This is a genomic window from Mesorhizobium helmanticense (assembly GCF_003034915.1).
Taxonomy (GTDB): domain Bacteria; phylum Pseudomonadota; class Alphaproteobacteria; order Rhizobiales; family Rhizobiaceae; genus Mesorhizobium; species Mesorhizobium helmanticense.
Genome location: NZ_PZJX01000005.1, coordinates 216,643 through 226,606, shown reverse-complemented (window position 1 = coordinate 226,606; position 9,964 = coordinate 216,643). Strand labels below are relative to the sequence as shown.

General features: G+C 62.5%; 10 protein-coding genes. 2 read left to right on the top strand and 8 right to left on the bottom strand.

All coding sequences use genetic code 11. The features are described 5' to 3' along the window. From C9427_RS03370 to pcsA, 6 genes are all read right to left on the bottom strand, one after another. On the bottom strand, positions 1-551 hold a 551-nt coding region (locus C9427_RS03370; protein ID WP_146172490.1), incomplete at its 3' end, for a BMP family ABC transporter substrate-binding protein. A 50-nt stretch (positions 552-601) separates the two neighbouring features. Further along, positions 602-1,522: an ABC transporter permease gene (locus C9427_RS03365; protein WP_107647771.1), complete on the bottom strand. Its 921-nt coding sequence runs from the start codon at positions 1,520-1,522 to the stop codon at positions 602-604. Next, positions 1,522-2,634, bottom strand: coding sequence for an ABC transporter permease (locus C9427_RS03360; protein ID WP_107647770.1), 1,113 nt, complete (start codon positions 2,632-2,634; stop codon positions 1,522-1,524). Before C9427_RS03360 ends, C9427_RS03365 begins: the two co-directional genes overlap by 1 nt. Further along, the gene (locus C9427_RS03355; RefSeq protein WP_167434230.1) at positions 2,631-4,208 is read right to left on the bottom strand and encodes an ABC transporter ATP-binding protein; all 1,578 of its coding nucleotides are present in this window, start codon (positions 4,206-4,208) and stop codon (positions 2,631-2,633) included. Before C9427_RS03355 ends, C9427_RS03360 begins: the two co-directional genes overlap by 4 nt. Positions 4,209-4,352: 144 nt before the next feature. After that, positions 4,353-5,330 carry a quinone oxidoreductase family protein gene (locus tag C9427_RS03350; RefSeq protein WP_107647769.1) on the bottom strand — a complete coding sequence of 326 codons (978 nt, stop codon included), beginning with the start codon at positions 5,328-5,330 and terminating at the stop codon, positions 4,353-4,355. A 29-nt stretch (positions 5,331-5,359) separates the two neighbouring features. Beyond that, a complete protein-coding gene (pcsA, locus tag C9427_RS03345) occupies positions 5,360-6,145 on the bottom strand; it encodes a phosphatidylcholine synthase (RefSeq protein WP_208636335.1) in 786 nt (261 codons plus the stop codon). Between the two features lie 343 nt (positions 6,146-6,488). Here pcsA and C9427_RS03340 point away from each other — a divergent pair, with 343 nt between their 5' ends. Continuing rightward, the gene (locus tag C9427_RS03340) at positions 6,489-7,700 is read left to right on the top strand and encodes a UbiH/UbiF family hydroxylase (protein WP_107647768.1); all 1,212 of its coding nucleotides are present in this window, start codon (positions 6,489-6,491) and stop codon (positions 7,698-7,700) included. Here C9427_RS03340 and C9427_RS03335 read toward each other — a convergent pair. Beyond that, positions 7,677-8,639 carry an AEC family transporter gene (locus C9427_RS03335; protein ID WP_107647767.1) on the bottom strand — a complete coding sequence of 321 codons (963 nt, stop codon included), beginning with the start codon at positions 8,637-8,639 and terminating at the stop codon, positions 7,677-7,679. The two genes, C9427_RS03340 and C9427_RS03335, sit on opposite strands and share 24 nt — an antisense overlap. A gap of 220 nt (positions 8,640-8,859) precedes the next feature. Here C9427_RS03335 and hspQ point away from each other — a divergent pair, with 220 nt between their 5' ends. Next, entirely contained in the window at positions 8,860-9,183 is a 324-nt protein-coding gene (hspQ, locus tag C9427_RS03330) for a heat shock protein HspQ (protein WP_165779681.1), read from the top strand. Positions 9,184-9,258: 75 nt separating this feature from the next. On the opposite strand, the gene C9427_RS03325 is transcribed toward hspQ, so the two are convergent. After that, positions 9,259-9,888 carry an invasion associated locus B family protein gene (locus C9427_RS03325; RefSeq protein ID WP_097573991.1) on the bottom strand — a complete coding sequence of 210 codons (630 nt, stop codon included), beginning with the start codon at positions 9,886-9,888 and terminating at the stop codon, positions 9,259-9,261. Between the last annotated feature and the right edge of the window lie 76 nt (positions 9,889-9,964).

Genomic DNA, 9,964 nt, shown 5'->3' with positions numbered 1-9,964 from the left:
TTGGCCTTGAAGTTCGGGTTGATCGACTGCGCGCCGAGCATGAAGGAATTGATGCCCATCACCACTTCGGGAATCGGGAAGGAAACGATGTAGCCGGCCACGCCGGCCTTCGATTCCTTGGCCGCGATCTGGCCGAGCACGTAGCGGCCTTCATAGAAACGCGCATTGTAGATGCCGAGATTGTCCGCCGTCTTGTAGCCGGTGGCATGCTCGAACATCACCTTGGGGAATTTCTTGGCGACTTTCACCTCCGGGTCCATGAAGCCGAAGGAGGTGCCGAAGATGATCTTGCAGCCTTCGCGAGCCAGGCGCTCGAAGGCGCGGTCGGCGTCGGGGCCTTCGGAGACATTCTCGAGATAGGCGGTCTCGACCTTGTCGCCGAGTGCCTTCTCCACCTCCAGACGGCCCTGGTCATGCTGGTAGGAATAGCCGAAATCGCCGATCGGGCCGGTATAGACCCAGCACGCCTTCAGCTTTTCCTGGGCTTCGGCGGTCGCCGCCAATGACAACGCGGCCGTCGTCGTCATCAGGGCAATTAGCAGTTTTTTCATTGTGTTACCTCTCTGAGTTAAGCCTTGGAGCTTCCCGTCTTTTATTGTTGTCAACGATCCGGAACGAATGGCTGCCCCAACGAAGCCGGCGTGTTCATCATCGTCAGACGCTTGTTGCGCGAGATTAGAACGAGAACCACCACGGTTGCCAGATAGGGCAGCGAAGAAAGCAGTTGCGAGGGAACCGGAATGCCAAAAGCCTGTGCGTGGAGCTGGCCGATCCAGACCGCGCCGAAGATGTAGGCGCCGGCCAGCACCCGCCATGGCCGCCAGGAAGCGAACACGACCAGCGCCAGCGCGATCCAGCCGCGCCCGGCGGTCATGTTCTCCACCCATTGCGGCGTATAGACCAGCGACAGATGGCCGCCGGCCAGGCCGGCGCAGGCGCCGCCAAAGATCACCGCGAGATAGCGGTAGCGGATGACATGGATGCCAAGCGCGTGCGCCGATGTGTGGCTGTCGCCGATCGAGCGCAAAGTGAGCCCAGTGCGGGTCTTGAACAGGAACCACATGACGGCGGCGGTCAGCGCGATCGAGATGTAGAAGATCGGATCCTGGCCGAACAGCAACCTGCCGACGACGGGAAGCGAGGTCAGGCCGGGAATGTCGAGGTTGGGCAGCCGCTGACCGGGCTGGCCGACGAAGCTGGTGCCCATCATGCCGGACAGGCCAAGGCCGAGCAGCGTCAGCGACAGGCCGGTCGCCACCTGATTGGTGGCCAGAGACAGTGTCATGACGGCGAAGAGCAGCGAAAACAGCGCACCGAGCGCGATCGCCGCCAGCAGGCCGATCCAGGGCGATCCAGTGAGATAGCCGGCACCGAAGCCGCCGACGGCGCCCATGATCATCATGCCTTCGACGCCGAGATTGAGCACGCCGGAGCGCTCGACCACCAGCTCGCCGATCGCCGCGATCAGCAGCGGCGTCGCCGCGGTGGCAATGGTCAGAAGGATGTTGACGGTGATGTCCATCAGCGGGCCTCTTCCAGTTTCGGCGTGGCTTCGAGTTTGGGAGCGGCAAAGCCGATCAGGCGAATGCGGTAGTGGATGAGCGTGTCGCAGCCGAGCACGAAGAACAAAAGCATGCCCTGGAACACCCGCGCCACCTTGTCGGAGATGCCGAGCGCACTTTGCACCGCCTCGCCGCCGAGATAGGTCAGCGCCAGCACCAGGCCGGCGGCGACGATGCCGAGCGGATTGAGCCGGCCGAGAAACGCCACGATGATGGCGGTGAAGCCATAGCCGGGCGAGATCACCGGCTGCAGCTGGCCGATGGCGCCCGAGACTTCCGAGATACCGGCAAGCCCAGCCAGCGCACCCGACAGCAGGAAGGCGAAGAACACCATGCGGTTCAAGCCGAAGCCGGCGAAGCGCCCTGCCCTCGGGCTCGAGCCGAGCACACGGACCTCGAAGCCCTTCAGCATCCGGCTCATCAAGATCCAGATCAGCACAGCCGCGACCAACGCGAAGACGAAACCCCAGTTTGCCCGCCCGGAATCCGGCATCAATTCCGGCAGGATGGCCGAGTCGTTGAACTGCACCGTCTGCGGGAAACCATGGCCCTGCGGGTCGCGCCAGGGACCACGCACCAGCCAGTCGAGGAAGAGCTGGGCGACATAGACCAGCATCAGGCTGGTCAGGATCTCGTTGGTGCCGAAGCGTGTCTTCAAAAAGGCCGGGATAGCCGCATAGGCGGCGCCGCCGACCATGCCGAGCAAAAGCATCAGCGGCAGCACCAGCGGCCCTTCGAACTGCGGAAACAGCACCGGGATCATCGAGCCGACAATACCGCCAAGGATGAACTGGCCCTCGGCACCGATATTCCAGATATTGGCCCTGTAGCAGACCGAGAGGCCGACCGCGATCAGGACCAGGGGCGCTGCTTTGATCGCCAGTTCATGCAGCTGCCAGACCTGGCTGATCGGTTCGATGAAGTAAATCTCAAATGCACTCAAGGGGTTGACGCCGAGCAGAGCGAACATGATTGCGCCGGCAATGATCGTCAGCAGGAATGCTATGAAGGGCGACAGCGCCGAGAATAGCGCCGAGCGCTGCGGGCGTTTGACGAGTTCGAGGCGCATCATGCCGTCTCCAGAGTGTGTTCGGCGTGGCCGGGCTCGGCGCCGCCCATCAACAGTCCGATCTTTTCGAAGGTGGCCTCGGCAATCGGCAGTGGTCTGGACAGTGCGCCATTGTGCATGACCGCGATCGAGTCCGATATCTCGAACAGTTCGTCGAGATCCTGGCTGATGACCAGCACCGCCGAGCCGCTGCGCGCCAGCTCGATCAGCGCCTGGCGAATGTGGGCGGCGGCACCGGCGTCGACGCCCCAGGTCGGCTGATTGACGACCATGACCCCGGGTTTGCGGTCGAGCTCGCGGCCGACGATGAATTTCTGCAGATTGCCGCCCGACAACGCTGCCGCCTCCGGATCAGGCGCGCTCTTGCGCACATCCATTGCCTTGATGATACGCTGAGCGGCGCTATAGATCGCCTCGCTTTTGACCATGCCGCCGGCGCCGACAAAGACCTTGCCGTCGGTGGCATGGCGCGACAGAAGCAGGTTCTCTGAAAGCTTCATGCGCGGTGCCGCGCCATGGCCGAGCCGTTCTTCGGGCACGAAGGCGGCACCCATCAGCCGCCGGCCGGTGATGCCGAGGCCACCGGCGTCCTTGCCGCGGATGCGCACCGAGGCCGTATCCTGCTGCAGCACTTCGCCGGAGACGGATTCGAAGAACTCGCCCTGGCCGTTGCCGGCGACGCCAGCGATGCCGATCACTTCGCCGGCGCGCACATTGAGGTTGATGTTTTTCAGCGGGATTGAAAACGGCGTCGCCGGCTTGCGGCTGAGCGCGCGGATCTCCAGCAGCGGTTGCGCGGTCTCGATACCCTCGGCCGGGGCACGCACCACGGCCTTGACTTCATTGCCGACCATCATGCGCGCCAGCGACGCGGCGGTTTCCTCGCGCGGGTTGCAATGGCCGACCACCTTGCCGTGGCGCAGCACAGTGGCGCGGTCGCAGATGCGCTTGACCTCTTCCAACCGGTGCGAAATGTAGAGGATCGACTTGCCCTCCGAGCGCAGTCGTTCGAGCGTCTCGAACAGCTTGTCGGCTTCCTGCGGCGTCAGCACCGAAGTCGGCTCGTCGAGGATGATCAACTGTGGCGTTTGCAGGAGGCAGCGGATGATCTCGATGCGCTGGCGCTCGCCGACCGACAGATCGCCGACCAGCGATTCCGGGTCGAGCGGCAGGCCATAGCTGTAGGAAAGCGCCCTTGCCTTGGCGGCGATCGTGCTGATCGGCGAACCGTCATCTAGCGACAGCGCAATGTTCTCGGCAGCCGTCAGCGCCTCGAACAGCGAGAAATGCTGGAACACCATGCCGATGCCTAGCTTCTTGGCAAAGCCGGGGTTGGCGATCCGGACCACCTGGCCGTTCCAGAAGATCTCGCCCGAATTGGGCTCCAGCGATCCGAACAGCATCTTGACCAGCGTCGACTTGCCGGCGCCGTTTTCGCCGAGCAGCGCGTGGATCTCGCCCTTGGCGATGTTGAGATCGACATGGTCGCACGCCGTCAGCGTGCCGAATATTTTGGTAAGGCCACGAACCTCTAGCAGGTTTGCGCCGTCCTGATTTGCACTCACAGTGCCTCCCATCTGGTTTGCCAGATATGTTCTGTGTTCCCGCCAGTATGGTATGCGTGGCCGGCTCCCGTCGGAAAGCGGCACGCGTCTTGAAAGAGCTTCAAGAATTTCAGCGGAAACTCAAGGGGTAAAGAGCAACCCCTCAAAAAGCCGAGGTCAGGGGACGAGAACGGTTGTCCCGGTCGTCCTGCGCCCTTCAAGGTCGGCATGTGCCTTGCCGGCATCCTTCAGCGCGTAGCGCTGGTTGATCCTGACCTTGACCGCGCCACTGAGCACGACGTCGAACAGCGCGGCAGCTGACGCCTCGAGGTCTTCACGCCTGGCGTTGTAGACGAACAAAGTCGGCCGCGTCACGAACAGCGAGCCCTTCTGCGCCAGCAACGACATGCTGAATGGCGGGATTGGCCCCGACGACTGGCCGAAGCTGGCGAACATGCCGAGCGGCTTCAGGCAGTCGAGCGAGGCCGGAAACGTATCATTGCCAACCGAATCGTAGACGACGTCGCACTTCTTGCCACCAGTGATGGCAAGCACGCCGGCGACGAAATCCTGCTCGCGGTAATTGATGACATGGTCGAAGCCATGCGCCTTGGCGAGCTCGATCTTGTCGGTTGAGCTGGCGGTGCCGATCACCGTTGCGCCAAGGTGTTTCGCCCATTGGCCAAGGATCAGTCCGACGCCGCCGGCCGCGGCATGAAACAGGATCGTGTCGCCCGCCTTGACCTTGAAGGTGCGGCGCAAGAGATACTCCGCGGTCATGCCTTTCAGCATCATGGCGGCCGCCTGTTCGTCGCTGATGCCGTCCGGCACCTTCACCACACGGTCGGCGGCGATCACGCGCTGTTCGGCATAGGCGCCGACATTCACGGCATAGGCGACGCGATCGCCTGGCTTCAGCCAGTCGATATCAGCGCCGACCTCCATGACCACCCCGGCTGCCTCGCCACCGGGTATCAGCGGGAAACCGCCGGGCGGCGGATAAAGGCCCGAGCGATGATAGACATCGATGAAATTGAGGCCGATTGCCGTGTGTCTGATCAGGATCTGCCCCGCTCCAGGCCGACCTGGATCGGCGTCCTCATAGGTCAGGACCTCCGGACCGCCATGGGCATGGATACGGATGGCTTTGGACATTGTCTCTGGGGCTCAGGCTCTCTTGGAGGTCAGTTCTTCCCGGAATCTGGCGCGGAATCAGGTTTGGCGCCGAGATCTGGAAAGAGCTGCATGATACCGCCGATGCAGGCGAGGTAAAGTCCCGAGATCGTGATGCCGATCTTTGTGAAGATGCTCACCTGTTCGCCGAGCACGCCGATCTGGTCATAGAAGGCGGCGAGAGCCGCCTGCGCCAGCGCCAGCGCCCCGAAAGCGCACCACAGCAGCGTCATGCCCAAGTTGATCGGCCGCAGCCGCACCACCCGCACCGGATGGATGAAATTGATCGGCACGAAGGTCAGGATGCCGGCCGCTACGACCACGCCAAAGGAGACCCACTGTCCAGGCTCGATGACGAACAGCGTGAACACCACCATGTTCCAGACCACCGGAAATCCCTTGAAGAAGTTCTCCTTCGTCTTCATGCCGGTATCGGCATAGTAGATGGCGCTGGAGACGACGATGATCGCCGCCGACAGGAACGACAAGCCCTCGCCCATGAAGCCGCGCTGGTAGAGCGCGAAGGCGGGGATCAGCACGTAGGTGACGTAGTCGATGATGTTGTCGAGCAGCTCGCCCGACCAGGTCGGCAGGATCTCCTTGACGTCGAGCTTGCGCGCGATCGGCCCGTCGATGCCATCGACGAACAGCGCCAGCCCCAGCCACCAGAACATCGCCGTCCAGCGCTCCTCGCTTGCCGCCACCAGCGACAGGAAAGCCAGGAACGAGCCTGACGCGGTCAAGAGATGGACCGAAAAAGCGCGCGCCTGCGGCCAAGTGACCTTCTTCTTCGGCATCGGAATCCGCTCGGCGATTTTCCTGGCCGTTGTCTTCTTGCTCACGAGGTCCGCCAGTCCGGCTTGCAGATGCCGGCAAGGTTCCAGTTGCGGCCGGAGAGAACGGATTCTCTCTTCCTCGCCCTGCTCCGGTCCGCCATTGAATTCTCCCCCGCTCATGCCGAGACTACTAGCAGGGCGGCTGCCCAGACAAGCAGTATCGCACCCCTCCGAAGCCGGCGCCCAACGAACGCTGCCGCCAAGGCAATCGAATGGGCCGAATCGCCACGTTGATCAAGCCGCATGATCTGACCTATATCCGCTGGCAGGCCGATGAGCCTGCATCGTGACCCGGAAGCCGAATTTGGACCATCAGAAGACAGCGCCGATACTGGTTGCCGGCAGTGGCCCGGCCGGGCTGATCGCAGCGCTCGGTTTTGCCGACGCCGGCTTCGCCGTGACGTTGGTCGGGCCCGAGGCCGGCGGCCTTGATGGCCGCACGACGGCCTTGATGAACCCCGCCCTGAAAATACTCGAGCGGTTGCGCGTTCTCGACGAGGTGAGGTCAAAGGCTGCACCGCTCAAGGTGATGCGTATCGTCGATGCAACCAGCAGGTTGGTGCGCAGTCCGGTGGTCACTTTTCGCGCCAGCGAGATCGGCGAGGATGAGTTCGGGCTGAACCTGCCCAACAGCGCGCTCAATCCGGCACTCGCCAAGGCTGTTGCGGCGCACTCCGGTATAGAATGGCGAAAATCCATGGTCGAGACGTGGCGGCTCGATGCCGGTCATGCCCATGCCATTCTCGCCGATGGCAGCGAGGTCACGGCATCGCTGGCGGTCGCCGCCGACGGACGCCTGTCGCCGGCCCGCGAGGCCGCCGGCATCTCGACATCGGCCCGGTCCCTGCCGCAGGCGGCGCTCGTTCTCAATTTCGGCCACCGCGGCGAGCACGCTTTCACCTCGACCGAATTCCACACCGAAACCGGCCCGTTCACCCAGGTCCCCCTGCCCGGCCACCGGTCCAGCCTCGTCTGGGTGGTGGAACCGGAGACGGCAAAGGAACTCGCCGCGCTGGACGACGCCACGCTTTCGATGCGGGTCGAACAACAAATGCAATCGATGTTGGGCCGGGTGTCAGTTGAGCCCGGCCGGCAGGTCTACCCGCTTTCGGGCGTGACGCCCCGTCGTTTTGCGCGCAACCGGGTGGCGCTTGTCGGCGAGGCCGCGCATGTGTTTCCGCCGATCGGCGCGCAAGGTCTCAATCTCGGCATCAGGGATATCGACGATCTGATTGAAATCGCTTGCAAAAATAAGGATGACCCTGGTGCGGTCAAGGCGCTCGCGGCCTACGATTTCAGGCGCCGGCCCGACATTCTGGCGCGTAGCAGCGCGGTCAATCTCCTGAACAGGTCGCTGCTCTCGGACATGCTGCCGGCCCAGTTGGCGCGCAGCGCCGGCCTTGGCGTGCTTGGCGGCTTCGCGCCGCTGCGCGCCTTCTTCATGCGCGAGGGGTTGCGGCCCGGCAGCGGTTTTGCCGCGCTTGCCGGCGGCTTAAGGAAACAGGTCCGCCGGTAGCACACCATGGCGGATCATGTAGAGCAGCCCAGTCACCGTCACGACCGAGAGGCAAGTGGTGATCAGCACGCTGGCCGAGGCACGCTGCACCCAGACGCCGTATTGCTGGGCGATGACGAAGACATTGGTTGCGGTCGGCAAGGCCGCCAGCAGCACAGCCGAGAAAATCCAGGTTTCGGAGAAATTGCCGATCCAGCTCAGCACGACATAGCAGAGCAACGGGTGCAGGATCAGCTTCAGCGCCGCTATCAAGGCCAGCTCGTGCGGGATGCGATTGAGTGGCCTTAGCGCCAGGGTGACGCCCATGGCGAACAGGGCACAGGGCGCCGCGGCGCCGGAAAGATAATCGAGGAAACGCTCGACCGGTTCCGGCGGGCGAAAGCCGACATAGGCGGCAGCCACGCCCAAGGCGGTCGCAATGATGAACGGATGCAGCACGATCTTCCTGAGAACGCCCAGAACGAGCTGCGACGGGGATGTCTTGTCGTCGCCGGAAAGTGCCATCATCATCGGCGCGACGGCGAAATGGATGATGTTTTCAAAGCAGAAGATCAAAGCCACTGGCACCGCGGCGTCCTTGCCGAACGCCAGCAGCGCAAGCCCCGGTCCCATATAGCCGATATTGCCATAGGAAGCGGCAAGCGCCTTGATCGTTGATTGCGCGATCTCGCCTCGCGAGGTCAGCACCGACCATGCGAACATCAGTGAAAAGATCGCGTAGGTCGACAGCACCGAGCCGAGGATGAAGCTCCATTCCGTCAGCCGCTCGAACGGCGTCTTGGCGAGCAGCTGGAAGAACAGGGCCGGGAGCGCGACATAGACGATGAAAGTGTTCATCCAGCCGAGCGCTTCCAGCGGCTGCCTGGTGATGCGTGCCACCAGGAAGCCCATGAAAATCAAACCGAAGAACGGAAGAACGAGACCGATGACGTCTGACATTTTTACGCTGGCTGAAACCCTTGGGCCGGGCTAGCCCGTTGCTTAACCGCGCGTCAAGCGCCCCGGGATTGAATTGAGGCGGCGCATGCGCCAAATAGAGCGGAGATCAGCCCTAAAGTCGGGCTCGATTTTTGGTGGCATAGTGCGTAGATTCAAGGTCTTAGAGCGTCTTTTTGCGCAAAGAGCGCGGGGCACGCCTGAGACTTAAGTGGTGAGTACGATGAAAACGGCCAAATTCTCGATCGGACAGGTGGTTCGCCACCGGCTGTTTCCGTTCCGCGGCATCATCTTTGATGTCGACCCGCAATTTGCCAACACCGAAGAGTGGTACGAGGCGATCCCCGCGGAGGCACGGCCGCGCAAGGACCAGCCGTTCTACCATCTGCTCGCCGAGAATTCGGAAACGGAATACATTGCCTATGTGTCCGAGCAGAACCTGCTCGAGGACCAGTCTGGCGAACCGGTGCGGCATCCACAGATCGGCGAGATGTTCGACAAACGCCCGGACGGCCGCTACGAGCCGAAACGCCAGTTAAGACACTGACGATACTCGGGAATCGGCCAAAAACGAAAAAAGCGGGGACATGCCCCGCTTTTTCCTTGTCCGAGAACGCGCCAATCAGTTGGCGGTCTTTGCCTTGTCCTGCTCTTCCTTGAGCTTCTTGGCGAAGTCCTGGTTGTTCTTGGCGACGAAATCCTGCAGCTTCTTCTGCCGGTCCTCGATGTCCGACTGCTGCAGCGGCGGACCATCGAAGGCGCCGCTGAAGCCGGTCAGTGCGATCTTGATCGGGTTCGGCTGATTCTGGAAATTCACCGAGGTGAGCGTCAGGTTCGAACCCTTCTTGAAGGAGGCGACGAGCTGGTCGGTCAAAGGCACTTCCGCCACGCAGCGGTCGGGGAAGCAGATCACATAGTCGAGCTTCTGCGCCTTGCCGGTGTCGATCTGGAGGCCGATACCGGGAGGAACCAGGCGGCCGGTCGGAACCGTGACCTGGAACACCTTGCGGTTCACCTTGCCCTTCAACTCGATCAGGCTGACGCCGGTGATGAGCTGGCCGTTGCCGGCGGTGGTGATGTTCTGGACATTGCAGATGTCGACGTCTTCCTGCTTGGTGCAGGCCTTGAACCAGCCTTGCGGGATCTGCTGTTGCTGCTGCGCGGAGGCAGCAGGAAGCCCGGCGACCAGAAAGCCGACCACGCCAGCGGCCATGGCCGAAAGGCGGTATGCGTTGCTGTTCAGGCTCGTCATGTCGTGCACTTCCTCTCAAATGATCCCGGGGACCGGCTTCTTCGCGCCGTGTGGTCCAGCTACCTGTTGCCGAAAT